Source organism: Spiroplasma endosymbiont of Danaus chrysippus, from assembly GCF_902809815.1.
Lineage (GTDB): Bacteria > Bacillota_I > Bacilli_A > Mycoplasmatales > VBWQ01 > Spiroplasma_E.
In genome coordinates this window covers 203,156-228,365 of sequence record NZ_CADDIL010000001.1, presented here as the reverse complement: position 1 = coordinate 228,365, position 25,210 = coordinate 203,156, and the positions used below count along the sequence as shown (strand labels likewise).

Genomic DNA, 25,210 nt, shown 5'->3' with positions numbered 1-25,210 from the left:
AAAATGTACTACAGTAAAAATATTAATATTTATTTACAATTTTTTTTATACTTTATTTTTACCATATTTTTCATCAAAATTAATAATTCCTCTATTATATGCATCAATAATAATTCGTGCACAATGAACAGGATTATATAAAATATTAGTTTTTAATTGTGAATTAGCCATTAACAGTTTAATAAATAGTTCAAAATCATTTTCTTTTAATACAAAATCATGCGTAAAACCTTTTATATCATTCATATCTACTAATAATGCTAAAAGAATTTTATGAATTATTCCTCATGAAGAATTTTTAGCATTACTCTCAATTCTACTAATTGTTGCTTGACGAACAGCTACTAATTTCCCCAAATATGCTTGCGTTTAACCAAGTCTTAGACGTATACGCCTAATTTCTACTTCAATTGCCATTTTATTTCCCTCTCTAATTTTAGTTATTCCCAAACTTATTATGTTATGAAAAATTATAAAAAGATAAATTTTATTCTATATTTGCATAAAATATACTAAAATTAATATGGTGATACAAAATGGAAAATAAATTAATTAAATACTGAACAAAAAAAGTTTTTTTTATGTTAGCATTTTATGATTAATTGTTCAAATTATATTTATAACAATAGGTGCAATTTTAATAAATACTACTAGTGAAAAAATAATTAATATTTTATTAATAGTTGGCATAAATGGTTTAATTCTATTAATTTTGTTTGCTTTTTCTATTAATCATTATACTTATGAAACAGTTTATCAAATTAAAGTCAAAGGTAGTACTTTTCAAACTAAATTTTATCGTTATCTAATTATTCTATTTAGTTTTGGTTGATTAATTTTTTTCATTTTAAATGCATTATTTATGTTAGTTGAAACTGCCGTTTTTAAAAGCAAACTTGATTATTTTAATACTTTAAATGATCATTGATGAATTTTACTTATTGTAACAATATTTAACGTTTTAATTATTAGCATACATCGACAATTAATGCATTATACATTAACAAATTTACAATTACCATGAAGTAAATACATAAATAACAAATAGTAGATTATATCTACTTTTTCTTTGCATCTCATAAATTTATAATATTTTTTGCACTAATTAAACCAAATAATGATCCACAAGCAACTAAACCACCATTTAATCCAATAAAAACAAATGATAATCCTAATACTAAAGTTATTACTCCATTGTCAAGAGTGGCAATACTAACAATAATTAATGGTAATAATGTAACAACAATTGAACCAAGCTACTTGCTACTTGCTACTTAGCCCTTTTTACTAGAGCATTAATTTTAAAAAAAACTTGAATGTATTCGAAAAACAATTGTGTTATACAATTAACACTAATTTTGACATGAAAGGATTTTTAATAATGGATAAAATTAAACAAATAGCATTAGTAATTAACAAGTTAAATATCAAACAAAAAATTCAAATTATTGATGATAGCAAAAACCAATATTCAATTAGATATCTTTGCCAACATCTTCAACTAAACCGATCAACATATTATTTTGTAAAAAACAAACAAAACCCTATTAAAAAAGAAAAAAATCAAATTAGTAATTGTACACATAAATATCAAGAATTATGCCAACTTTTACTTGAATTTCATTTTACAAGAAAAGGACAAATTTATGGCTATTTACGAATTTTTTCAGCATTTAAAGAATGATTAAAACAATACAAACATATTATTTTAAATCTAGAATTATCAACAAAACAAATGCGAAAAATTATGAAAGATCACAATCTTCAAGGATTAAAACAAACTAAAAATAACTATCCTAAAAACAAAAAAAATCCAAATAAGTGAATACCTACAATGGATAAAGTAAACAAAGATTATAAAAGTACAACCTCTTCAAATCAAATTTGATCAATGGACACTAAACAAATAAATACTAAAGAAGGTTGATTATATCTTTTTGTAATTATTGATTTTTATTCAAATAATATTGTAAGCTATAATACATGTTCAAACAAATCCTATCAAGATTTAATTCTTCCTGCACTTGAAAAAATAAATCAACAATTCTCTTGAAACCAAGTAAAAAACGTTATTTTACACTCAGATAACGCCAACGAATTTTATTGTCAAGACATCACAAATTGAGCTGCTGATAAGCAAATAATTTTAAGCAAAAAACAACCTTATGATATTGGTGGCAATGTAATATCTGAAAACTGATTTTCTCATTTATCTCAAGAATGACTACCTAAAGGTTCAAATCAATATTTTTCTCTCAATGAAGCTATAAATGATGTAAACCAATATATTATGTTTTATAATTACGAAAGAATACATTCTAAATTTCTAAAACCACCAATTTCACAAATAAAAATTTAAAACTGTCTATCCAAAAGTGGTCCAGTATTTAGGGCTAACCACCATGAAAAAACTTATAATTATTTTAAAAATAATGCTCATGGTATTGTAAATCAAAATGCTTCATGAAATATTGGATGTTCTGCAGAAAGTGATGTTTATCATTTTTTAAAATCTTTAACTAATGGAGCAAAAATATATAATTATCAAACATTAAATAATCTGTTAATAGCAAAAGCAAATTATTTAAATTCTAGAAGTTATCTTAATAGTGGTTAAAAATTTGCAATTTCATATTTTTAAAAACTAATTTTAAGATTAGTATTTTTGTGTTATTTAAATGTAATTTTGTAATTATATTTTTTAATATTTTTAAAATTTATGATATAATTTAATTAACAAATCATAGAATTTGCAGTTATATTGTTAATGTTACTCATAATTCTAAGGGTTAATCTCATACGTCCTTATTATTTGACTAATATCATTACTTAGTCAAAGCAAATTAACCTCTTTAACTAAAAAAGGTAAATCTGTTGTATCTGGCATATAACGAATAATAGCCTTTGTCATTCCATCTAACATATCAACATCAATATTATCAGTATTCATTTTTTCTTTTCTTAATTCACTTTTCAAACTAAATGAATTAGGAATTATAGTATAAGTTTCTTTAATACTATTATTTATTTTGCTTAGATTCGTACTTAATACATTTCCAAAAGTTCCTACAGTTGTTCCAAATGTTAAAAAACTTAATGTTGCTAATAATAACTTCATAAATTAAAACCCCTTTATATTAATAATGTAATTCTACATGATTTTTATGTTTACTTCTTTCTAATTAATTTTACCATTAATAGTATTCATTATTACAAATAATACTTAAGTTATTATTATATTTAATTTAAAAAAATGATTAATAAAGCATATACATTGCCGTAATCAAGAAAAAAATAAAAAAAACTTTATTAGTTATTGCAAATTATACTTTTCTTCAATATAATAATTAAGGTTTAGTAAATGCCCGGTTAGCTCAGCGGCAGAGCATTCGACTGTTAATCGAAGTGTCATAGGTTCAAATCCTATACTGGGCGCCATTATTCTAAACTCTTGTTTTCTACGGCTCGTTGGTGAATTGGTAAACACATAGGATTTTCATTCCTACATTACGGGTTCGATCCCCGTACGAGTCACCATTAATTAATATTTAGACTGCAAGTATTATAATTACTTGTTTTTTATTCCCCTAGATGTCTCGTTAGCTCAATTGGCAGAGCATCAGACTCTTAATCTGAGGGTTGTAGGTTCGAGGCCTATACGGGACACCAAAATGCGGAATTGGCGAAACTGGCAGACGCACCAGATTTAGGCTCTGGCGCCGAAAGGCATGAGGGTTCAAGTCCCTTGTTCCGCACCATACATTATTTTATTAACCTTTATGTTTTTCATTAAAGGTTTTTTCTTTTTTGAAATTTTTATTATATAAAAATTAAAATAAAATATTATGTTTAAAATATAATATTTTATTTTAATTTAAGAAATTTTATTCTATGGAAATATATAGTATTTTATTATTTTATCTTTATAATATTAATAAAATAATAGAAAAAAGAAAGCAAGAAATGATTGATGGTAAAAATAATTTTTACTGATGTAGATGGTACTTTATTTGATAGTGGCAGTGCCTTAAGTGAAATTAATCTTAATGCTTGTTTAAAAGCTCAAAAAAATAATATTAAAGTTGTAATTAATACAGGTAGATATGGTGAAAATGCTATTCGTGTTGGTAAAATGATTAATGCTGAAAAATATGATGCTTATATTATTGGTAATGATGGCGCTGAAATTTGATCATATACTAAACAAAAATGAATTTATTTACAACAATTAAATTCAGAAACAACAATTAAACTTTATGAATGATTAACCAAATATAATAAACAAATGATTTTACATTTTAATAGTATTGATACTTTGTATGTTAACCATGCGGCTAATAGTTGAAGTACATGAGTTGAAAATCTGCAAATTAAAATTATTAAGTTAACTAATAGTACTGATATTAAAATGCCAATTTCAAAAGTAATGGTTATTTTAGAAAAATATTGAAAGGCTAATGAAATTACAAAATTCATTAATAATTTTGAAACTAACTTTCCAGATTTAACAATTGTTCAATATCATACAAATGTTTTTTCAATTGGTGGTTAGCCCTAAATACTGGACCACTTTTGGATAGACAGTTTTAAATTTTTATTTGTGAAATTGGTGGTTTTAGAAATTTAGAATGTATTCTTTCGTAATTATAAAACATAATATATTGGTTTACATCATTTATAGCTTCATTGAGAGAAAAATATTGATTTGAACCTTTAGGTAGTCATTCTTGAGATAAATGAGAAAATCAGTTTTCAGATATTACATTGCCACCAATATCATAAGGTTGTTTTTTGCTTAAAATTATTTGCTTATCAGCAGCTCAATTTGTGATGTCTTGACAATAAAATTCGTTGGCGTTATCTGAGTGTAAAATAACGTTTTTTACTTGGTTTCAAGAGAATTGTTGATTTATTTTTTCAAGTGCAGGAAGAATTAAATCTTGATAGGATTTGTTTGAACATGTATTATAGCTTACAATATTATTTGAATAAAAATCAATAATTACAAAAAGATATAATCAACCTTCTTTAGTATTTATTTGTTTAGTGTCCATTGATCAAATTTGATTTGAAGAGGTTGTACTTTTATAATCTTTGTTTACTTTATCCATTGTAGGTATTCACTTATTTGGATTTTTTTTGTTTTTAGGATAGTTATTTTTAGTTTGTTTTAATCCTTGAAGATTGTGATCTTTCATAATTTTTCGCATTTGTTTTGTTGATAATTCTAGATTTAAAATAATATGTTTGTATTGTTTTAATCATTCTTTAAATGCTGAAAAAATTCGTAAATAGCCATAAATTTGTCCTTTTCTTGTAAAATGAAATTCAAGTAAAAGTTGGCATAATTCTTGATATTTATGTGTACAATTACTAATTTGATTTTTTTCTTTTTTAATAGGGTTTTGTTTGTTTTTTACAAAATAATATGTTGATCGGTTTAGTTGAAGATGTTGGCAAAGATATCTAATTGAATATTGGTTTTTGCTATCATCAATAATTTGAATTTTTTGTTTGATATTTAACTTGTTAATTACTAATGCTATTTGTTTAATTTTATCCATTATTAAAAATCCTTTCATGTCAAAATTAGTGTTAATTGTATAACACAATTGTTTTTCGAATACATTCAAGTTTTTTTTAAATTAATCGTCTAGTAAAAAGGGCTAAGTAGCTATTAAGAATTTTGACCTAATTCTTATTAGAATATACTAAGTAATTTTTTAAAAATATATTTTTAAAAAATTACTTTTTTTTAGGTGCTCTTTGAGACAGAGCACTACCAGCAGCAGCTTTAGATTTTGCTGATGTTCTATCATCACGAAGTACATTTGAAGCTATACTAGCAACTTTAGCACTTGTTTTTCTTTGCGTCATATTTTCACCTCCTTTTAAATATTAATTAATATTAAATTTATTAATCATCAGACTTAACACTATTACAATAGTTATGCATAGGTTGCAAGTTAGCTACTTGCTACTTGCTACTTGCTACTTAGCCCTTTTTACTAGACGATTAATTTAAAAAAAACTTGAATGTATTCGAAAAACAATTGTGTTATACAATTAACACTAATTTTGACATGAAAGGATTTTTAATAATGGATAAAATTAAACAAATAGCATTAGTAATTAACAAGTTAAATATCAAACAAAAAATTCAAATTATTGATGATAGCAAAAACCAATATTCAATTAGATATCTTTGCCAACATCTTCAACTAAACCGATCAACATATTATTTTGTAAAAAACAAACAAAACCCTATTAAAAAAGAAAAAAATCAAATTAGTAATTGTACACATAAATATCAAGAATTATGCCAACTTTTACTTGAATTTCATTTTACAAGAAAAGGACAAATTTATGGCTATTTACGAATTTTTTCAGCATTTAAAGAATGATTAAAACAATACAAACATATTATTTTAAATCTAGAATTATCAACAAAACAAATGCGAAAAATTATGAAAGATCACAATCTTCAAGGATTAAAACAAACTAAAAATAACTATCCTAAAAACAAAAAAAATCCAAATAAGTGAATACCTACAATGGATAAAGTAAACAAAGATTATAAAAGTACAACCTCTTCAAATCAAATTTGATCAATGGACACTAAACAAATAAATACTAAAGAAGGTTGATTATATCTTTTTGTAATTATTGATTTTTATTCAAATAATATTGTAAGCTATAATACATGTTCAAACAAATCCTATCAAGATTTAATTCTTCCTGCACTTGAAAAAATAAATCAACAATTCTCTTGAAACCAAGTAAAAAACGTTATTTTACACTCAGATAACGCCAACGAATTTTATTGTCAAGACATCACAAATTGAGCTGCTGATAAGCAAATAATTTTAAGCAAAAAACAACCTTATGATATTGGTGGCAATGTAATATCTGAAAACTGATTTTCTCATTTATCTCAAGAATGACTACCTAAAGGTTCAAATCAATATTTTTCTCTCAATGAAGCTATAAATGATGTAAACCAATATATTATGTTTTATAATTACGAAAGAATACATTCTAAATTTCTAAAACCACCAATTTCACAAATAAAAATTTAAAACTGTCTATCCAAAAGTGGTCCAGTATTTAGGGCTAACCACCATATAATTAATTATACACAATTCTTAAAATATTTAGGATTGTGTATTTTTATGTTAATTTTTAATCTTAACATACAAGAAATAATAACATGACATAATTAAATATACAATATAAATTTTATGAAAATAAATATAAAACTTTTTAATTACTTACTTTCTAACAAAAATCAAATATAAAAAATAGCAAAATTAAAAAGAAAAATAATTATTCTAAAATATCTATACAAATCATTAATGATACAGTATAATCAAAACACTTACCTAGTAGGGTTATAGAGAAAGGTAACTTTTTTTATATTTTTGATAAACTTCATTTATTTTGACTTGTAGATGGTTTATCAATATCTTCTAAATTAATTGTTTCTCAATCATTATTTTCTCTTTCTTTTACTAATAGAGAAAGTTTGTTCTTATAATCATCAATTATCAGTTGATTAATTCTAATCAACTTTTCATTATTATTAATTTATATATTATCTAATATTTATATTTTCTTCATTTAAAAATTAATGAATTTCCAACAACAGTTATATCAGAAAGAGCCATCGCAATTGCAGCCAACGGTGGAATAATAAATCCGGCAGCAGCTAATGGAATAATGATAATATTATAACTAAATGCTCAAATAAAATTTATTCAAATATTATTTTTAGTTTTTTTAGTTAAAACAATAGCCTTATAAACAATACTAATATCATTATCAAGAATAGTAATATCACCAATTTTTTTAGCAATATCACTACCAGAGCCCATTGCAATTGCTAAATCAGATTGTTCTAAGGCAATAACATCATTAATACCATCACCAACAAACGCTACTTTTTTCCCTTTTGCTTGTAAATCAGCAACAATTTGTGATTTACCTTGTGGTGTAACATTAGCAAAGTATGTTTCTATCCCAACGCGATTAGCAATAGCAAGTGTTTGTGATTCATTATCACCACTAATTAAAATAACCTCAATTCCCTGTTTTTTAACTTTTTCAATTGTTAATAATGCATTTGTTTGTAATTCATCTTCTAAAATAAAAATATTAGTAACAACTTTATTAATTGCCAATGCCAATACTTTCTGGCTAGGAGTAACTGTTTCAAAATCAAATGTTTTTAGAAATGGACTAAATGGCATTTTTGCTTTTTGTAAATTTTCAAGTGATGAAATTTGTAATTCTTCAGTTTGATATTTTGCTTTAATACCAAAACCAATTTGTTCTTTAACTTCGGTAATTGTCAATGATTGTCCAACATTATTAGTATTAGCATATAAAGAAAAAGCTAAAGCCAAAGGATGTGTTGAATGTTTTTCCATAGCAATTGCCTTATTAACATGTTTTTCTTGACCATAAATTTTAGTAATAACCAAATTACCAGTAGTTAATGTTCCTGTTTTATCAAAACAAATGGTATCAATCTTAGTAATTTTTTCAAAAGCACTAGCCTTATTATAAATGATTCCTATTTTTGCTGCTTTATTAATTCCAACAGCAACTGCTAATGGTGTTGCAATCCCTAATGCACAAGGACAAGCAATTATTAAAGTTGCAATTGCAATTTCTAATGATTCTTGCACACCATTACCTACTGCAAAATAACGAATAAGAAAAACTAAAATGGCAATTAAAATAACAGTTGGTGTAAATCACCCAGAAATTTTATCAGCCAATTTTTGTAATTTTGGTTTCTGAGATTGTGCATCTTCAACTGCCTTAATAATACTTGCTAATACTGTGTCTTTACCAATTTTAGTTGCTTTCATCCTAAAACTATCACCAACATTATTAGTTCCACCAATTAAATTTTGGTTAACTTGTTTCGTAATAACTTGCGATTCACCAGTTAACATTGATTCATTAATAAATGCTTCTTCACTAATTAATTGACCATCAGTAGGAATATTTTCACCTTTTCGAATAATTAAAATATCATTTAATTGTACATCTTCAATATTAATAAAAGTTTCTGTTTTGGTATTATAATCATATTTTAAGATTGATTTTGGTTTTAATGACATTAAACTTTCTAAGCCACTAGTAGCCCTTTTCTGTGCAATAGCACTAATTAAATCACCAAGTAAAACAATCATAATAATTGAAGCACTAACTTCAAAATATAAGTGTTCGGTTTTATTAATTATCATTAAATAAATAGAAAAAATAAATGCCGTTGTTGTTCCTAGTGCTACTAAAGTATGCATACCAGGTCATTTTTGTTTAATTAATTCTCGATAAATACCAATATAAAATTTACGACCAAAATAAAATTGAATTGGAAGTGCTAGTGCAAGTTGAATATAAGGATTACGTAAACTATCAAAAAATGAAGTATTAGGTATCATAATTAATAATAATGGTAGTAACAATATTCAACCAATAATAAGTTCAATTAAATCACGTAATTTAACATTATGTTGATGATTACGATGTTGTTCTGACATATGAGATTGATGTTGTTCACTACTATGACTATGACTACTATGATCATCTGTAATATCTTTCATATCAACTTGGTGACTCGTTTTTAGATCTTTAATCTCAGGTTCAAACTTACAAATTTCATATCCTAAATGATCCATTGCTTTTTTAATTTTTTTTTCATTTCAAAACTTAGGATCATAACTAAATTGTGCTTTTTTAGTAGCAAAATTGATACTAACAGTAATACCATCTTCTTTGGTAAAATGTCTTTCAATGACACTAGCACAAGAGGTACATGAAACATCTGACAGTACTGCTCTACTAATAACAAAATTATCATTTATATCACTTGTATTATTCATATTAACTTCATCTCCTCAAATTTTAATATTTTAATCTTTTTATTATTTTTTAACACACAATATATACAAAAATAAATTATACACATTTTAATGTTAAAAAATAATAAAAAAACTAAATACCCAATAACATGATTGGGGATTTATTACCTTAAAAAGTAATTAAAAAGTAATATTTTTATATTATAACATAGACTATCTTAAATCTAAAAATTAATTATAAACTGGCCATTTTCTTTGATTCTATTTTTACTTCAATTTGTGAATCTATATTATTTATAGCGGTTTTTTTATCTGCAAACTTATCATTGTCAACTTCAATTTGTCTTCTTTGTTTTTCATCAAATTTTTTTGCTGCATCTATGCCAAAAGTAATAGCACCAATACCAGCACCAACAGGAATACAAACAGGTAATATTACAGCATTGACAATCCCACCAATAGCACCAGCAGTTATCATATCAGTTTCTAATTGTTCTTCAGAACGGTTACTAACAACACTAACACCACCCGCAACAGTAGCAGTAACTAAAACGCTCATTTGAGCAATAGGATTAATATATAAGGCACCACCAGCACCAACACCTTTAGTCACTTTTATAATTTTTGCGGTTGTTCGATGTTTTGTTTTAAACTCTTTTCATTTTGTAGGTTTTTGTTCTACATTTTCTTCTGATTTTGCTTCAAGATTTTGTAAAATTTCATTTTTTATAGGCATTTCTTTTAATCTTCCTTTCAAATAAAAACTCATTTATTTTTATCAAAATAATGAGTTAAAAACTTATATTAAGTTTAATTATTATTATATTCTATTCTATACTGAATATTGATATTTTTAATAATTGCAAACTATCATATACAATTTATAGATATACTGGTTTATAATCAATATAAATAAAAAATAGATAAGAATATATACATATTAAACAACTTTTATCTTTTTTATAACAACAAATATTATACTATTAAGTTTCTACTTCAACTTCATCAGTATTAACATCATCTGCTAATTTACTAATTACTAAATCAATTCCTTGTTTACTAATACTAGAAAATAAAATAATAGGAGTATTAGTGCTAAGTTTTAAAGTTGATAATATTAATTTTTTATTTTTTACTAATTGACTATTTTTCACTTTATCAACTTTAGTAGCAATTAAATGAATTTTTAAATGATAATGTTGTAAATATTCCAACATATCAATATCATCTTTACTGGGTGCATGTCTTAAATCTAATAATAAAAAAACTGCTTTTAAATTTTTTCGTGACTGAAAATATTCATCGATCATTGTCGCAAATTGGATTTTTTTTTCATTTGATACTTTAGCAAAACCATAGCCAGGAACATCAACAAAGCGACAAATATTATTATTAATTGTAAAAAAATTTAGCATTTGTGTTTTACCAGGTGTTTGTGAAACTCTAGCTAACTTACCATTATTACAAATTGTATTTAAAAATGTTGATTTACCAACATTACTGCGACCAACAAAACAAAATTCAGGAATTTCATCGTGCGGCCATTGTTCTTCTTTAATAGCACTAGTTAAAAATTGTGCTTGCTTAATTCGTTCCATTTTTTACCTCTTATTCAAAAATATATTATAGTCAATAGTTAAAATTTAAACTAATTATTATTTATTATTTTAATTTTTATTAATATTAATAAAATTAGTAAAATGAATATTATCTAATGGTCATATACCAAAACCAAAAAATAATGCAGCCAAAATGATACCACCAACAATAATACAAATAGCAAGTCATTTTATAATTTTAAATAATAACATAAAACTAATAATAGCAATATCTATTATAATAATAGCAACTATTACAAATGTATTCATGTTTACCTCCTATTATTTTAATTATTAAAGTAACACGTAACATTAATTAATAATAACATAAAATAAATTTGAATATTTTATAGTAATCATCTTTTTCCTAAAATTATATAAATTAAAAAAAGTTATCTTTTTAAAGAAAAACATGTTAAAATGTCAAAGGATAAAAGAGAGTGATATCATGACTGACAGCGATTCCATTTATAATAATAAAAATATTACTAATTTAAAAATTAGTAATTTTAAAAGTGTACTTTTAAATAAAGATTCAGTCAAATATTCTCCTAGTATTTTTACTAAAAAAATATTTTTTTAGCGTGTTAATAAATTTCTAAATCCTTATTTAAAAGTCTTAAAATAAGAAAAATAAGGAGGTAAAGAAATTATGAAGATTTTTTTAGACAAAATTTATTTTAAATTACAATTTAGTTTTAAAAAACCATTAGTTTACACAAATGGTGATTATATTAAACAAATTGCACAATTTAACCAAAAACAATTACTAAAAAATTTAGATTTACATAATTTTGGTCTTAAAACAGACCAAATTGAAATAAGAAGAAAAAAATATGGTATTAATACTTTAAAAAATACAAAATTTAATTGAATTTTAGAATTTTTAAAAGCATATTTTGGACCATTCAATATAAATTTAGCAATTATTACTATCTATAATTTATTCTCATATTTTACAACAAATGATACTTCAATTTATTCATTGGTTGCCGCTATTATTGTTGGAACTATGATTTTATTAAGTGGAACCCTAATTTACATTCAATCAATACGAGCTTTTTTTATTACTAAACATTTAACAATTTTGGTCAAAAATACAACTACTGTTATTCGTAATATAAACATTAATCAAATTACTAAAGAAAACTCAATTAAAATAATTAAACAAGCACAAGAAATAAATGTTAATGAATTGTTACCTGGTGATTTAATTTATTTATCAGCTGGTGATTTAATTCCTGCTGATTTAAAAATTTTATTAAGCAACGATTTATTTATTAATCAATCATCATTAACAGGAGAATCACTACCTACTGAAAAACACGCTATTAACGATCCTGCATATCAAAACTTATTTGATTTACAAAATATTTGTTTTATGGGAACAAGTGTTGTTTCTGGAAGTGCAATTGCTATTGTTATAGCAACAGCTACTAACACTTACTTCGCTACTATTGCTGATACAATAAATAAACAACGTCCATTAAGCAGTTTTTCCAAAGGAATTAAACGCGTTACTTTAATGTTAATTTGCTTTATGCTAGTAATGGTACCCATTGTGTTAATTATCAATGGCCTTTTAAAAAATGATTGACCTGCAGCATTTATTTTTTCAATTTCGGTTGCTGTTGGTTTGACTCCTGAAATGCTACCAATGATTGTTACCTCTAATCTAGCACGAGGTTCTAGTAAAATGAGTAAACAAAAAGTAGTTGTTAAACAACTAGCTGCTATTCAAAATTTAGGTGCAATTGATATTTTATGTACTGATAAAACAGGAACTTTAACTAATGATAATATTGAAGTAGTCAACCATATAACATTGGACAATAAAACAAATAATGATTTAATTAAGTTTATTTATTTAAATAGTTATTTTCAAACAGGAATAAAAAATCCAATGGATAATTCAATACTTGAATTTGGAGAAAAAAATAAATTAAAAAATATAAGTAATTATTATCAAAAAATTGATGAAATTCCTTTTGATTTTAATCGTCGTAAATTAACAGTTGTTTTAGAAGATAAATTAAATAATAAAAAATTAATTTGTAAAGGTGCAATTGAAGAAGTTATTAATACATGTAATCGTATAGTTTATCAAGATAAAGTAATACCATTAAATTCTGATTTAATGAAAATGATTAATAAAAAAATAACAAAATTAAATGAACAAGGATTACGTGTCTTAGGTGTCTCATATGAAGATACAAATCTTACTAATGATAAATATAATGAAACAAACGAAAAAAATTTAATTTTTCTTGGTTTTGTAACTTTTCTTGATACACCAAAACCTACAGCAACAAAAATGATCAAATTGCTAAAAACACATGGTGTTGATCTTAAAATATTAACTGGTGATAATGAATTAGTAACAAGAGCAATTTGTAATCGTGTTAATCTAGAAATTAAAGGATTAATTTCTGGTGAACAATTAACTGGCCTAACTGAATATGAATTAAAAAGAATTGTTGAAAATAATAATATTTTTGTTAAACTAAACCCATTACAAAAAGCAAAGATTATTCAAACTTTAAAAAGTAATGATCACGTTGTTGGTTTCATGGGTGATGGTATTAATGATGCTTTAGTATTAAGAAATGCTGATGTTGGAATTTCTGTTGATAATGCTACTGATATTGCAAAAGAAGCATCAGATATCATTTTATTAGAAAAATCATTATTAGTTTTAGAAAAAGGGATTATTGAAGGTCGTCGCATTTTTGGTAATATTTTAAAGTATATTAAAATTACGATTGCTTCTAACTTTGGTAATGTCTTTAGTGTGCTAGTAGCATCAGCATGATTTGCTTTTGCACCAATGTCACCAGTACAATTATTATTTCAAAATTTATTATATGATATTTCACAATTTACTATTGCCTTTGATCGTGTTGATCCATCATTTTTATTAAAACCACAACGCTGAAATCCAAAAGGAATGTTACCATTTGCTTTTATTAATGGACCTATAAGTAGTATTTTTGATATCTCTACTTTTGCAATTTTAGGATTTGGATTTGGTGTCTTTGCTAATGCTTCTGCAGAAAATATTAATATGTTCAACTCGGGATGATTTATTGAAGGTTTATTAACGCAAACATTAATAGTACAAATGTTTAGAACTGAAAAAATTCCTTTTATTCAAAGTCGTGGTACTTGACCAGTAAATATAATGGCAATTGTTATTTGTACCATTGCATTAAGTTTACCTTATACTTACATTGGTCATCAAATGAATATGGTAGGACCACCGCCAGTCTATATTCCAATTGTTTTAGGAATAATCATGACTTATTGTGTGCTAAGTCAATTAATAAAAATGGGATATATTAAAGTATTTAAAAAATGATTATAACAGCTAATTAATCTTAAAGTTTGCAATTCTAAATAGCAATTATCTATATTTACTATAGAAATAAATCTTATGCTATAATTTTTTCAAACTTAATATAAGTTTTTAACCTATTTATTTTAGTTTTAAAATAAATAGGTTTTTTAATTTGATAGGAGAAAAAAATGTCTAATTTAAAAGAAATATCTAAATTAAATACAACTATAAATATTAATAAAAATGAAAAATTAATTAAAGCCGCTAAACATGATGATTTGGAATTGACCCAAACTTTATTAAAAAATAACGCTGATGTTAATTATGTAGATGAACATCGTAATAGTCCATTAACAATAGCTGCTGAACATGGTAATTTAAAAATTATTCAAACTTTATTAAAAAATAACACTAATATTAACCATATAAATGATTTTGGTGATGATGCTTTAAGAATGGCTGCTAAAAATGGACACACAGAAGTAGTTAACACTTTATTAGAAACAAATAGTAAGATTATTAATCACAAAAATTGAATTAGTAATACTGCTCTAATATCAGCAACACAAAATGGGCATGTAAATACAATTAAAACTTTATTAAAAAATGGTGCTTATATTAATGATACAAATATATTTGGTGATACTGCTCTAATATTAGCTGCCAGAAACGGACACACAGAAACAGTTAAAGTTTTAATAACAAAAGATAATGACGCGTTAATAATCATGTAAACAACCTTGGTAACTCTGCTTTAATAATAGCCGCCAGAAAAGGTTATTTGGAAATAGTTGATACTTTAATTAAAATAAACTCTGATGTAATTCTACATAAAACTTAAATTTAATAATACTGCTTTAATAATAGTAGCTAAAAATGGAGACTTAAATATAGTAAAAATTTTAATAAAGAATGATATTAATATTAATCGCGAAAATAATGCTGGTGAAAATGCCTTAATATGAGCTGCCAGAAACGGACACACAGAAATAGTTAACGCTTTATTAACAAAAAATAGTGATATTATTAATCATAAAACAAAATATGGTAATAATGCTCTAATATGAGCAGCCAAAGAAGGACACCTAGATGTAGTTAAAACTTTAATAAAAAATGGTGTAGATATTAATCATTTAGATGCTAATGGTGATAGTGCTTTAACATGAAGTTAAAGTAGTAGCGGCCATTAATCGTAATAATGTTTTTATATTTTTCATATAATGTTTTCTCCCCTTTTAGATAATTTTCTAAAAAATATAAATTATTTTCTGCTATTTATTATTATTCTTAAATTGAAATTATTTTTATAATTTTAATAAATTAATAAAATTTTTTAAGTGATAAAAAAGAATATAAATTAAAAAAGATTGCAATTGCAATCTTTTAAAATATTTAATGATTAAGCAGGCATTTTGTCAACTTTAAAACTTACTACCTTTACTTCACCAAACATTACTCTTAAAAATACATCAGTAGTAGTATCATTAGGGTACTTGTTTATAGCAGTTCCACCATCAGTAGTAGATCAAACTAATTTTTGACCACCAATTAACTTAACTAAAGAATCATATAGATTTTTTTCTTTAGTTTTTCCATCAGCTCAAGGTAAAGATGTAAGAACATTTCCATCTTTTTTAAACTTGTTTGCAGGAGTCAATGCTAAATTGTTCTTTACAACAATTGCTGCTACTGCAGCAGGAACACCTAATGTATCTTTCTTAAGAGTATTAATAGTATATTTTTTTACAGATTTGGCATCATCTCCAGTTGCCTTATCCATAATATTAATTTGACAAGTACCAGCAGCTACATTAAAATCACTTTTTGCACTATTTGCTTCAATTTTACCTGCTTCAGTACTTTCAACTTTTGCAAATAAAGCAGTAATCTTTTTAACATCATCAGCTGAATAAAACTTCTTGCTATCAGGTGTAAATCCTAAATCTTTTAAAAAGGCTGCAGCATCATCACTAAATGCTTGAGATTTATCAGAATCAGCACCGTCACCTGCTTTTAATAATTTTTCATTAAATTTAGTTGCTGTAATTTTTGTATTATCAACAGCACTAACAGCAATTGAATAACTTTCTTTACCAGCAGAACTATCATCCTTTTTTAATTCTTGATTAATTGTAGTTGTTTTTTCATCACTATATCATCCTAGTAATGTTGCATATTTGCCATTCAATACTGGCGCTTTTGTTTGAGTTCCACATGCAACAACTGAACTTGCTGCAACTGTTGTTAAAGCAGCAGCACCCATTAGTCGTAGTAATGTTTTCATGTTTCTCATATTATTTTTTCCTCCTTAGATAATTTTTCTGAAAAATATAAACTATTTTCTGCTCTTAATTATACACTCTTTTTTATTTGGTGCTCTTTTTATAGTATTTTTCATTATTAAGTGTTATTTTGCTTTTTTTAAGAAAATAATTTCAAAAATGTTAAGATTAAATTGTTCATTAACTGAACATTCTTATTATTTTTTATATATACTCTACAGTACTTCCAAGATTATTGAGTAATATAATGTAAAAAGATCTGAAAATTTTTCAGGTTTTTTTATATTTAAAAATTAAGAACAGAAAATAAAAATACATTTTTTTAATTAAAATTTCAAGGACAGAAGATTATTAGAAAAATTAATTTATTTATTAAATTTTGTTTGCTTATAAACTGTGTTTTTAATAGTCTAATTGTTCTTTATGAATTTGAATGTTTTCTGGATTATTATTATTTAAAATAATTTGATTCATTATATTTCTTTGATTATTAGAAATAGAAGTACATTTTCCTGAATTTTCTTCAATTTTATTTTTAATATATTCAGATAATTCAAATAAATTTAATGCTTTCTCATTTATTTTTAAGTTACTATTTTCAGTAATTTGTAAATTATTTTGAACAAATACTACAAGGCTAAAAAATTTAAATTGTTTTAAATTAATGTTTTCTTTTTTAAAAGATACAGAATAGTTCTAACATGACTTCTATTTTGATAAAGAGGTGATGGAATAAATTCTTGTCTTTCACCATGATATTGGATTCAATTTTTTTAAAATAATCTCCATAAGTTTTTAAAGATCAATTTTTAGTCTCAATTATAAAAATACAACTATTTAAAATTAATAAATGATCAATTTGATTAATTTTTCCTTCAATAGATGGTAAATATAAATTGTTAAATAATTGTAAATCTTCTTCATTAAACATACTTATTATTTTTTCTTTAACAATTAATTCACCTTTAATACCTAACGTATTATTTAAATTATCATTATATTGATAAGGATGTTCAAAATTTTTTAAATTTGGATAAATTTTTTCATAATTTTTAATTCGATTTTCTAATTCTATTATTTGATAAGAATATTCTATTTCTTTACTTTTTTCTAAATTAAAATAATTTTTTTTATATTTTAAATATTTATTTGCCAATATAATAGTAGTTAAAATTGAAACAATAATTATAGAAAATATAATAATTATAGTTATTCAAACATTATTAACAATTCATTTTTCTAAACCTTTAAATAATGACTTAATCAAAAATATAATAGTGATAATAATTATTAAACAAATAAAAATTATAATACCAATATTTTCATTCTTTTTCTTATTTTTACTCATAATATTTACTCCAAATTTTTATTATTTAATAAAATTTAATAAATAAATCTTAACATTTTTACTAATGTTTGAAAATATTTTAAAAAATGTCTAATCTTTGATAAGCAGAATATATAGGAGATTGATATCAATATAAGAACAAATTAGTATTGAAAAGCAATTTAGTTCCCATTGATTTTAAAAAATAGAAACTTTAAAATGAATGTTATATCTTTCAATGATAATAGAACAAAAACAATTACTACTATATAAATAATTATATTTAATCAATTTAAAACTTGAAAATTACCATTAATATAATGAAAGATATTTCTACAATATAATCTACGATAATAAGACTCTATCATTTAATAAATTTCTATTGTTTTCAAATTAATAATATTGTATAATGAGCAATGAATTAGAATTATAGCAAGACAGCTACCAGCTGTCTTTATTATTTCTAGTGTAATATATTTTATTTTTTTATTTAAGTATATTTTCATTTTGAAATAAATCTATTTCAAATACTATTAAATAATAAACAACAATGTTTATAAAAAACAAGGAGGAGAAAAAGTGGACAAAGAAATTAGTCAAATCATTTTAAATGCCATAAATGAAATTGCTGAAGAAAAACAAATAGCAAAAGAAGATATCATTGAAGCTTTAAAAGAAGGACTAAAAAAAGCATATGAATATCAAAGTCATCGTGATGATAGTACAAATATCAGAATTGAAATTGATCAAAATAAAGGTACTATTAAAATTTTAAAGGATTTAATTGTTGTTCCAAAAGTTGAAGATCCTGAATTAGAAATTGCACTTTCAACTATTAAAACAAAGAATCCCGGCTTAACAATTGGTGATACATATACGCAAATAATTCCTAGTGATCAATTCTCTCGTTTATCAATTTTTAAAGCTATTCAAGTAGTAAAACAATCAATTCGTGAAGCAGAAAAAACATCAATTTATGATGAATTTATTGATAAAAAAGATCACATATTAATTGGTACTATTGAAAGCGTTGAAGAAACTTATATGTTAATTAAAATTGGTAGAGCCTATGCTTTCTTACCAAAACAAAATCAAATCCCTAGTGAGATTTTACCAAAAAATAAACCAATCGCTAATAATACTTACATCAAATTTTATGTTGAAGATATTATTAAAAATAAAAACTATGGTCAAATTTTAGCATCAAGAACTCACGTTAATTTTTTACGTTGTTTACTAGAATTAGAAGTTCCTGAAATAGCACAAGGTGTAATCGAAGTTAAAGATATTGCTCGTATTCCTGGAATTAGAGCTAAGGTTGCAATTGTTAGTCATGATCCAAGCATTGATGGTATTGGTGCATGTATTGGTCCAAAAGGCGAAAGAACAAAATTAATTACGCAAGAATTAAGTGGCGAAAAAATTGACATTATTGCCTGAAATCCTAATATAAAAGAATATATAATTAACGCTTTAACACCAGCTAAAGTTATTTCAATTGATATTAATGAAGAAGAAAAACAAACAAATATTATTGTTCCTACTGAACAATTATCATTAGCTATTGGTAAAAATGGTATGGCTGCTAAATTAGTTGCCGGTGTAACTCACTGAAATATTAATATTACTTCATTAGAACAAGCAAATGAAAATAATATTAAATTTACTTGAAATGGTAATATTAAAGAAAGTGAATATGAAAAGTTTATATCTGAATTATTAAAAAAAAACACAATGAAAAAACAAAAATCAATAAACAATAAAGTAGGTCGTTATGAATAAAATACCTTTAATTCAAAGTAAAAAAATACCAATGCGTAAATGTATAGTTACAAATAGTATTTTACCTAAACGTGAATTAATTAGAATTGTTATTAATAAAGAAGGACAATTATTCATTGATAAAACTGGCAAACAAAATGGTCGAGGTGCCTACATCCAACCTAAACTTGAATTAATACCTTTGCTTATTAAAAATAAGGCATTAGAAAGAGCATTAAAAACAAAAATTCCAAATGAATTTTATGAACAACTAATTAATGAAATTAAAAAAAATTGAGATTAATTTTCCCAAGCGAAAGGCGGGATGCAAATGGCAAAAAAACGAATATCTCAACAAACACAAAATATTAATCAACAACTAAAACAAAAAACATCTCAAATTAATGAAAAAGGAGTATTTTTATATAACGAACCTTTAACTATTTCAGAATTTGCTAAAGCATTGCATCATCCAGTAACTGACATTATTAAATACTTCATGAAACAAGGCAAACTATTTAATCAAAATCAAATATTAACTCAAGAATTAATGCTTGAACTTTGTTTGGAATGAAATATTGATTTTGAAAAAGCTAAAGTGGTAACATATGAAAACTTATTAGAAAATATTAATCTCGAAGATGATAAAAAAAATTTAGTAACTCGACCACCTGTTGTTACAATTATGGGCCATGTTGATCATGGAAAAACAACACTATTAGATACTATCCGTAATTCTAAAGTTACTAATCAAGAACACGGTGGTATTACTCAACATATTGGTGCTTATCAAATTAAAACTAATAATAAATTAATTACTTTTATTGATACCCCGGGTCATGAAGCATTTACTGAAATGCGTTCACGTGGTTCTAAAATTACTGATATTGTTGTTCTAGTAGTTGCTGGTGATGATGGTGTGATGCCGCAAACTCGTGAAGCAATTGACCATGCAAAAGTAGCTGGTGTTTCAATTATTGTTTTTGTTAATAAAATGGATAAACCAAATGTTAATACTGATCGCATTATGAATGAACTAGCTAATTGTGATTTAACTAGTGAAGAATGAGGTGGTGATACTATTTTTGTTTATGGTAGTGCTTTAAAAAATCAAGGAATTGATGAATTATTAGAAGCCATATTAGTAATTGCTGAATTAAAAGAACTAAATGCTAATCCAAATCGATTTGCTAATGGAACTGTTATCGAATCACATCATGATAAAAATGTTGGTTCAATTTGTACTTTATTAATACAAGGTGGAACACTAAAAGTTACTGATATTGTAGTTGCTGGTAGTGTTAAAGGAAAAATTAAACGCCTTATTAATGATACTGGTAAAATAATTACTAAAGCTGGACCTTCAATGCCTGTTCAAGTTTTAGGATTTGAAACAGCCCCTACTCCTGGTGAATCTTTTATTGTTTTTAATGATGATAAATTAGCAAGAAAAGTAGCACTAGTACGACAAACAGAAGAAACAAATAAAATTAGAAATAATCGACAAATTAGTTTAGGTAATTTAACACAAGATGTTGCTACAGGTGAATTAAAACAAATTAATGTTATTTTACGAGCAGATACTCAAGGTTCAGTGCAAGCAATCGTTCAAGCAGTAAATAAAATTAATGTTAATGATATTACTGTTAAGTTTATTAGAGCAACTATTGGTGGTATTAGTGAATCAGATATTAAACTTGCTCAAACTTCAGGAAGTATTATTTATGGTTTCAATGTTCGTCCCAATCATGTTATTCGTGAAGCTGCTAACAATGCCGGTGTTGAAATTAGATTACATAATATCATTTATAAAATAACTGAAGAATTAGAATTGGCTGCTAAAGGTTTATTAGAACCAACTTATGAAGATAAAATTCTTGGTCAAGCACGAGTTATTAAAACTTTTCATTTTTCAAAAGTAGGAACAATTGCTGGTTGTGTTGTCATTAATGGTTTCATTCAACGTAATAGCAAAGTTCATATCATTCGTGATGATGTTGTTATTTATAACGGTGAAATCAGTGGTTTAAAACATGAAAAAAATGATTTAAAAATTGCTAAAAAAGAAACTCAATGCGGTATTACTATTAAAAATTTTAATGACTTAAAAGAAAATGATATTATTGAATCATATTTAGTAGAAGAAGTGGAGACAAAATAGGATGTCTATCATTAAATTTGAACAACAAGAAAGTTTCTTAAAAAAAGAAATTACTAATATATTAAAAAAAGAATCAAAAAATATTCTTTTCAAAGATATCACTATTACTAATGTAAAAATAACAAAAGATAATAGTTATGCTACCATTTCTTGAACAGTTTACTTAGATAATTTAGATATTAAAACCATTAGTAATGCTTTAGAAAAAGCGAAAGGTTTTTGTCGAAGCGCACTTGCCAAAACAAGTAATAAATATAAAGTTCCAGAATTACGCTTTCAATATGATAATACCAACACTAGAGTTAAAAACATTGAAGAAATATTAAAAAATATCAAAAATAATAATTCTTCAAATGAATAAAAAGAATTAAAATGAGATTTATAATCTCATTTTAATTCTTTAAATTTAAAATTTTTTTATAGTAATTATTAAATAATTACTATAAAACACTATTTAAAAAAATAAAATTATTAGTATAATAAAAAAGGAATCATCAATAAAATAAGGGAATTATTCAGTAGCTACTAAGTAAGGGGAATGTTTAGTAATCTGTGTGACTTACAAAAATAACTATGTTTAATTAATTCTAGTAAATATAATTTATATATCTAGAAAGAGTGAGTTACAGATGGCTAAAAAAGATAATGTTAATAACAATGATCCAATATCAAAAGCAGTAGATTTATTATTAGAAAATACTGAGGATTTAACAACAGTTTTTAAAGAGGGAGGCTTATATAAAGAATTAACTAAACGATTGGTAGAAAAAATGTTGAATTCTGAGATGCAAAATTATTTAGGACACGAAAGAAATCAACGCAGTAATAATGACAATGTTCGTAATGGTACAACATCAAAAAAATTAATAACTCAACAAGGTAAAATTGAAATTGATCTACCAAGAGATCGCAATAGTAATTTTGAACCAGTAATAATCACAAAAAGACAGAGAAGATTTGATGGTTTTGATCAACAAGTTCTTTCACTATATGCAAAAGGTATGACTTTATCAGATATTAGAATGCAGTTGCAAGAGTTATATGATGGCGCAGATATTAGCGAAAGCGTAATTAGTCAAATTACTGATGATGTCATTGATGATGTCAAAGCATGGCAAAATCGTCCATTAGATAGTGTTTATCCAATCATTTATTTTGATTGTATCGTAGTTAAAGTACGTCAGGATAAACGTATTATTAACAAATCAGTTTATATAGCTTTAGGAGTTGATTTAGAAGGTAAAAAAGATGTTTTAGGTTTATGAATTAGTGAAAATGAAGGTGCTAAATTCTGATTAAATAATTTTACAGAAATGAAAAATCGAGGCTTAAATGATATTCTTATTGCTTGTAGTGATAATTTAACAGGCATGTCAGAGGCAATACAATCAGTTTATCCTAAAACTGAACATCAATTATGCATAGTTCATCAAATTAGAAATAGCTTAAAATATGTTTCATACAAACATCGAAAGTCTCTAGTTATCGATTTAAAGCCAATTTATACAGCATGTAGTGAAGAACAAGCAATGCAAGCTTTAGAATCATTTGAAAGTAAATGAAATAAACAATATCCACAAATTGCTAAATCTTGATATAAAAATTGAGAAAATTTAATGGTTTTTATTAGTTATCCAGCAGAAATTAAAAGGGTAATTTATACTACAAATGCTATTGAATCTGTTAATAGCCAATTACGAAAAGTTATTAGAAATAAAAAAGTTTTTCCTAATGATATGGCAGTTTTTAAAATTTTTTACTTAGCAATTGAAAATATCACAAAAAAATGAACATTGCCTATTCAAAATTGAAATACAGCAATTGCTCATTTTATGATAAAATTTGAAGACAGAATTAATCTGAACTAGTACTTTGTAAAACAAAGAAACACAGATTACTAAAAAGGCTCTGAAAAGTATTATTAAATTCAATTTCTTCTTGTTTATATTTTCTATTTTCATTAATAATTTGTTCTGCTTCTTCTTCACTAACGCCATATCTTTTAACAATAATACGTTTTCTGTTAGTTAAATCTAATGCTAATTCCGCTTCATCAATTTCAAGTGATTTTAATCTATCTGTAATAGTATTTTCTTTAATTTCAAATGTTCATTTAGATTTATCACCATCTAATCCCATTAATATAAAACATCTTTGAAATATTTCATTTCAATCACTTTGATTTAAAGTTCTTTTAATTCTTGTAGTTTCCATATCACGAGAATTAGTAATTAATACTTCTGCTTCAGTTTTTTGACTTGTAGTATCATTTACTGGACTATAGCCACTACCTTCAAATGCTTTATCAATAATAAATTGTATAAATTCTGCATATTTATCTAATATTGGACTACCTTGTAAAATAGCAATTGGTGGTGTTCCACTAGTACTTCCTAAACTTCTTAAATTTGCTTGTAAAATAAATTTACCTATTAATTTTTTTAAATCAAAAGCAGTTTTAGATTGATTTATTTCTTGTTCAGTGATATCTAAAAATACACGAGTAACATTATATTCAAGTTCATGTTCAATTGATTCAAATGTTTTATTTAATAATTTTTGTAATTTTTTAATTGGAGTCATATCTGGATAATAATCACCAATAACTCCACCAAAGAAATTCTTTTTAGGTAAATTTTGCATAAATTTAACTGGAATAATACCTAAATTATGATTTTCTATTAAAGGTAGTTGTAAATCTTTACTTATTTTTTCTTGTAATCCATCTAATGTAATAAAATCACTAGTAAAATATCTAATTATTTGATTTGGAGTATATGTTGTTTTAACATAAATACTTTGGTCACATATGGGAGCGTACCGATGTTGTCAATAATATTCAAATTTGTCTTAAAATTATAAAGTTAGA

At 24.6% G+C, this 25,210-nt stretch carries 25 protein-coding genes and 4 tRNA genes; 17 read left to right on the top strand and 12 right to left on the bottom strand.

Annotated features, from left to right (window positions below; all coding sequences use genetic code 4):
* Window positions 1-45: 45 nt before the first annotated feature.
* The gene (locus tag SPIRDC1_RS01300; protein WP_174480159.1) at window positions 46-357 is read right to left on the bottom strand and encodes a hypothetical protein; all 312 of its coding nucleotides are present in this window, start codon (window positions 355-357) and stop codon (window positions 46-48) included.
* A gap of 355 nt (window positions 358-712) precedes the next feature.
* Between SPIRDC1_RS01300 and SPIRDC1_RS01295 the strand changes: the two genes are divergently transcribed.
* Both SPIRDC1_RS01295 and SPIRDC1_RS01290 read left to right on the top strand, forming a co-directional pair.
* Window positions 713-1,048: a hypothetical protein gene (locus SPIRDC1_RS01295; RefSeq protein ID WP_174480157.1), complete on the top strand. Its 336-nt coding sequence runs from the start codon at window positions 713-715 to the stop codon at window positions 1,046-1,048.
* A 315-nt stretch (window positions 1,049-1,363) separates the two neighbouring features.
* Window positions 1,364-2,359 carry an IS3 family transposase gene (locus SPIRDC1_RS01290; protein ID WP_174479968.1) on the top strand — a complete coding sequence of 332 codons (996 nt, stop codon included), beginning with the start codon at window positions 1,364-1,366 and terminating at the stop codon, window positions 2,357-2,359.
* Window positions 2,360-2,782: 423 nt separating this feature from the next.
* Here the strand turns inward: SPIRDC1_RS01290 and SPIRDC1_RS01285 are convergent, their stop codons facing one another.
* Window positions 2,783-3,118 (bottom strand): hypothetical protein, encoded by a 336-nt coding sequence (locus SPIRDC1_RS01285; protein WP_174480156.1) that lies wholly within the window; start codon window positions 3,116-3,118, stop codon window positions 2,783-2,785.
* A 245-nt stretch (window positions 3,119-3,363) separates the two neighbouring features.
* Here SPIRDC1_RS01285 and SPIRDC1_RS01280 point away from each other — a divergent pair.
* The 5 genes from SPIRDC1_RS01280 (at window position 3,364) to SPIRDC1_RS01260 (ending at window position 4,552) form a co-directional block, all read left to right on the top strand.
* Window positions 3,364-3,438 (top strand) — tRNA-Asn (locus SPIRDC1_RS01280).
* Window positions 3,439-3,462: 24 nt separating this feature from the next.
* Window positions 3,463-3,537 (top strand) — tRNA-Glu (locus SPIRDC1_RS01275).
* Between the two features lie 56 nt (window positions 3,538-3,593).
* Window positions 3,594-3,669 (top strand) — tRNA-Lys (locus SPIRDC1_RS01270).
* 4 nt (window positions 3,670-3,673) lie between these two features.
* Window positions 3,674-3,758: transfer RNA gene (locus SPIRDC1_RS01265), tRNA-Leu, on the top strand.
* A 212-nt stretch (window positions 3,759-3,970) separates the two neighbouring features.
* Window positions 3,971-4,552 (top strand): HAD-IIB family hydrolase, encoded by a 582-nt coding sequence (locus SPIRDC1_RS01260; RefSeq protein WP_174480155.1) that lies wholly within the window; start codon window positions 3,971-3,973, stop codon window positions 4,550-4,552.
* 34 nt (window positions 4,553-4,586) lie between these two features.
* Here the strand turns inward: SPIRDC1_RS01260 and SPIRDC1_RS01255 are convergent, their stop codons facing one another.
* The gene (locus SPIRDC1_RS01255) at window positions 4,587-5,582 is read right to left on the bottom strand and encodes an IS3 family transposase (RefSeq protein WP_174479968.1); all 996 of its coding nucleotides are present in this window, start codon (window positions 5,580-5,582) and stop codon (window positions 4,587-4,589) included.
* Between the two features lie 163 nt (window positions 5,583-5,745).
* The gene (locus tag SPIRDC1_RS10170; protein ID WP_255495890.1) at window positions 5,746-5,877 is read right to left on the bottom strand and encodes a hypothetical protein; all 132 of its coding nucleotides are present in this window, start codon (window positions 5,875-5,877) and stop codon (window positions 5,746-5,748) included.
* A gap of 206 nt (window positions 5,878-6,083) precedes the next feature.
* On the opposite strand from SPIRDC1_RS10170, the gene SPIRDC1_RS01250 reads away from it, so the two are divergent.
* Window positions 6,084-7,079 carry an IS3 family transposase gene (locus SPIRDC1_RS01250; protein WP_174479968.1) on the top strand — a complete coding sequence of 332 codons (996 nt, stop codon included), beginning with the start codon at window positions 6,084-6,086 and terminating at the stop codon, window positions 7,077-7,079.
* A gap of 334 nt (window positions 7,080-7,413) precedes the next feature.
* Here the strand turns inward: SPIRDC1_RS01250 and SPIRDC1_RS01245 are convergent, their stop codons facing one another.
* From SPIRDC1_RS01245 to SPIRDC1_RS01225, 5 genes are all read right to left on the bottom strand, one after another.
* On the bottom strand, window positions 7,414-7,569 hold the full coding sequence (locus tag SPIRDC1_RS01245; protein ID WP_174480153.1) for a hypothetical protein: 156 nt from the start codon (window positions 7,567-7,569) through the stop codon (window positions 7,414-7,416).
* 29 nt (window positions 7,570-7,598) lie between these two features.
* Window positions 7,599-9,896, bottom strand: coding sequence for a heavy metal translocating P-type ATPase (locus tag SPIRDC1_RS01240; RefSeq protein ID WP_174480152.1), 2,298 nt, complete (start codon window positions 9,894-9,896; stop codon window positions 7,599-7,601).
* 214 nt (window positions 9,897-10,110) lie between these two features.
* Window positions 10,111-10,632 carry a hypothetical protein gene (locus tag SPIRDC1_RS01235; RefSeq protein WP_174480150.1) on the bottom strand — a complete coding sequence of 174 codons (522 nt, stop codon included), beginning with the start codon at window positions 10,630-10,632 and terminating at the stop codon, window positions 10,111-10,113.
* A gap of 226 nt (window positions 10,633-10,858) precedes the next feature.
* On the bottom strand, window positions 10,859-11,473 hold the full coding sequence (gene yihA / locus SPIRDC1_RS01230; RefSeq protein WP_174480149.1) for a ribosome biogenesis GTP-binding protein YihA/YsxC: 615 nt from the start codon (window positions 11,471-11,473) through the stop codon (window positions 10,859-10,861).
* 69 nt (window positions 11,474-11,542) lie between these two features.
* Window positions 11,543-11,743, bottom strand: coding sequence for a hypothetical protein (locus SPIRDC1_RS01225; RefSeq protein WP_174480147.1), 201 nt, complete (start codon window positions 11,741-11,743; stop codon window positions 11,543-11,545).
* 382 nt (window positions 11,744-12,125) lie between these two features.
* Between SPIRDC1_RS01225 and mgtA the strand changes: the two genes are divergently transcribed.
* The 4 genes from mgtA (at window position 12,126) to SPIRDC1_RS10445 (ending at window position 15,982) form a co-directional block, all read left to right on the top strand.
* Window positions 12,126-14,837 (top strand): magnesium-translocating P-type ATPase, encoded by a 2,712-nt coding sequence (gene mgtA / locus SPIRDC1_RS01220; protein ID WP_174480146.1) that lies wholly within the window; start codon window positions 12,126-12,128, stop codon window positions 14,835-14,837.
* Window positions 14,838-14,998: 161 nt separating this feature from the next.
* On the top strand, window positions 14,999-15,544 hold the full coding sequence (locus tag SPIRDC1_RS01215) for an ankyrin repeat domain-containing protein (protein ID WP_174480144.1): 546 nt from the start codon (window positions 14,999-15,001) through the stop codon (window positions 15,542-15,544).
* A gap of 20 nt (window positions 15,545-15,564) precedes the next feature.
* Entirely contained in the window at window positions 15,565-15,651 is an 87-nt protein-coding gene (locus tag SPIRDC1_RS10450) for a hypothetical protein (RefSeq protein ID WP_368668547.1), read from the top strand.
* Window positions 15,641-15,982 (top strand): ankyrin repeat domain-containing protein, encoded by a 342-nt coding sequence (locus SPIRDC1_RS10445; RefSeq protein ID WP_174480263.1) that lies wholly within the window; start codon window positions 15,641-15,643, stop codon window positions 15,980-15,982. Before SPIRDC1_RS10450 ends, SPIRDC1_RS10445 begins: the two co-directional genes overlap by 11 nt.
* Before the next feature lie 227 nt (window positions 15,983-16,209).
* Here the strand turns inward: SPIRDC1_RS10445 and SPIRDC1_RS01205 are convergent, their stop codons facing one another.
* Together SPIRDC1_RS01205 and SPIRDC1_RS01200 are read right to left on the bottom strand one after the other, a co-directional pair.
* On the bottom strand, window positions 16,210-17,103 hold the full coding sequence (locus SPIRDC1_RS01205) for a hypothetical protein (protein ID WP_174480143.1): 894 nt from the start codon (window positions 17,101-17,103) through the stop codon (window positions 16,210-16,212).
* A 665-nt stretch (window positions 17,104-17,768) separates the two neighbouring features.
* Window positions 17,769-18,440 carry a nuclease-related domain-containing protein gene (locus tag SPIRDC1_RS01200; RefSeq protein WP_233214953.1) on the bottom strand — a complete coding sequence of 224 codons (672 nt, stop codon included), beginning with the start codon at window positions 18,438-18,440 and terminating at the stop codon, window positions 17,769-17,771.
* A 558-nt stretch (window positions 18,441-18,998) separates the two neighbouring features.
* Here SPIRDC1_RS01200 and nusA point away from each other — a divergent pair.
* The 5 genes from nusA (at window position 18,999) to SPIRDC1_RS01175 (ending at window position 24,209) form a co-directional block, all read left to right on the top strand.
* Window positions 18,999-20,201 carry a transcription termination factor NusA gene (gene nusA, locus SPIRDC1_RS01195; protein WP_174480140.1) on the top strand — a complete coding sequence of 401 codons (1,203 nt, stop codon included), beginning with the start codon at window positions 18,999-19,001 and terminating at the stop codon, window positions 20,199-20,201.
* Window positions 20,194-20,484: an RNase P modulator RnpM gene (gene rnpM / locus SPIRDC1_RS01190; RefSeq protein ID WP_174480138.1), complete on the top strand. Its 291-nt coding sequence runs from the start codon at window positions 20,194-20,196 to the stop codon at window positions 20,482-20,484. Before nusA ends, rnpM begins: the two co-directional genes overlap by 8 nt.
* A 27-nt stretch (window positions 20,485-20,511) precedes the next feature.
* Window positions 20,512-22,341, top strand: a complete 1,830-nt coding sequence (infB, locus tag SPIRDC1_RS01185; protein ID WP_233214952.1) for a translation initiation factor IF-2 — start codon at window positions 20,512-20,514, stop codon at window positions 22,339-22,341.
* A 1-nt stretch (window position 22,342) separates the two neighbouring features.
* Window positions 22,343-22,702: a 30S ribosome-binding factor RbfA gene (gene rbfA, locus SPIRDC1_RS01180; protein ID WP_174480136.1), complete on the top strand. Its 360-nt coding sequence runs from the start codon at window positions 22,343-22,345 to the stop codon at window positions 22,700-22,702.
* Between the two features lie 268 nt (window positions 22,703-22,970).
* Complete coding sequence (locus SPIRDC1_RS01175; protein ID WP_174480134.1) at window positions 22,971-24,209, top strand: IS256 family transposase; 1,239 nt, start codon at window positions 22,971-22,973, stop codon at window positions 24,207-24,209.
* On the opposite strand, the gene SPIRDC1_RS01170 is transcribed toward SPIRDC1_RS01175, so the two are convergent.
* The gene (locus SPIRDC1_RS01170) at window positions 24,196-24,984 is read right to left on the bottom strand and encodes a hypothetical protein (RefSeq protein ID WP_174480133.1); all 789 of its coding nucleotides are present in this window, start codon (window positions 24,982-24,984) and stop codon (window positions 24,196-24,198) included. The two genes, SPIRDC1_RS01175 and SPIRDC1_RS01170, sit on opposite strands and share 14 nt — an antisense overlap.
* Between the last annotated feature and the right edge of the window lie 226 nt (window positions 24,985-25,210).